This is a genomic window from Streptomyces sp. NPDC018964 (assembly GCF_044390325.1).
In the GTDB taxonomy this organism is placed as follows: domain Bacteria; phylum Actinomycetota; class Actinomycetes; order Streptomycetales; family Streptomycetaceae; genus Streptomyces.
In genome coordinates this window covers 1-1,032 of the sequence record NZ_JBIRYZ010000082.1, presented here as the reverse complement: position 1 = coordinate 1,032, position 1,032 = coordinate 1, and the positions used below count along the sequence as shown (strand labels likewise).

At 58.5% G+C, this 1,032-nt stretch carries 1 protein-coding gene; it reads right to left on the bottom strand.

Annotated features, from left to right (window positions below):
- A partial coding sequence (locus ACH5AO_RS37305; RefSeq protein ID WP_398932585.1) for an IS256 family transposase occupies positions 1–919 on the bottom strand: 919 nt, incomplete at its 3' end.
- Positions 920–1,032 lie beyond the last annotated feature (113 nt).

Here is a 1,032-nt window from a genome sequence, read left to right as displayed (position 1 = left end):
GTTCCCTGGCCGCAAACTCCGACGGAGCGGTGTAGACATGTTTGAGATCACGCGCCATCGCATCCCAATATTTACGAGAGGCAAAGCGAAAAGTGTTGCGTATCAGATGAATAATGCACGTCTGCACCACAGCGAGTTCCCAGACGGTGTTGATCGCTTCAGGCAATCCTTTGAGTCCGTCGCACACAACGATGCAGACGTCCGCCACACCACGGTTCTTGATCTCGGTCAGGACCGAGAGCCAGAACTTTGCGCCCTCTCCGCCCTCGCCGGCCCAGATCCCGAGGATGTCGCGTTCGCCATTGACGGTGACGCCGATCGCGACATACATCGGCCGGTTGGTGACCTGCCCATCGCGAACCTTCACGTGCACCGCATCGATGAACATCACCGGATACACCCGATCAAGTGGCCGGTTCTGCCACTCCGTCATTTCCCCGACGACCTTGTCGGTGATCCGCGAGATCGTGTCCTTCGACACCGACGCTCCGTAAATATCTTGAAAGTGCGCGGATATCTCGCCGGTCGTCAAACCCTTTGCCGTCAATGACAATACGATCTCATCGATACCCGTCAAGCGTCGCTGACGCTTCTTAACAATCTGCGGGTCGAACGAAGAATCGACGTCGCGTGGCACTTCGATCTCCACCGGCCCGATCTCAGTGAGCACCGTCTTCGAACGGGTACCGTTCCTCGAGTTGCCGCTGCCGCGGCCGGCGGCATCGTGCTTCTCGTAGCCCAGGTGCTCGGTCATCTCCGCGTCTAACGCGGTCTCTAGGACGTTTTTGGTGAGTTGATTGAGGAGTCCGTTCGGGCCCATCAACTCCACGCCCTGCTCCTTGGCCTGAGCCAGGAGCTGCTCGGCCAACTGCTTCTGATCCACCTCAGTCTCTGCCATGGGATCAAGTGTTTCGGTCATCGTCGATCCTTCCCGCCAAGCTCAGCTCGGCGTGTTGAATCAAGGACCGGATCCACCGTTATTCAGACAGTCCCCTCATACCGTCTAGGGCTGCGGCGCAGTGGTGTGCCGGG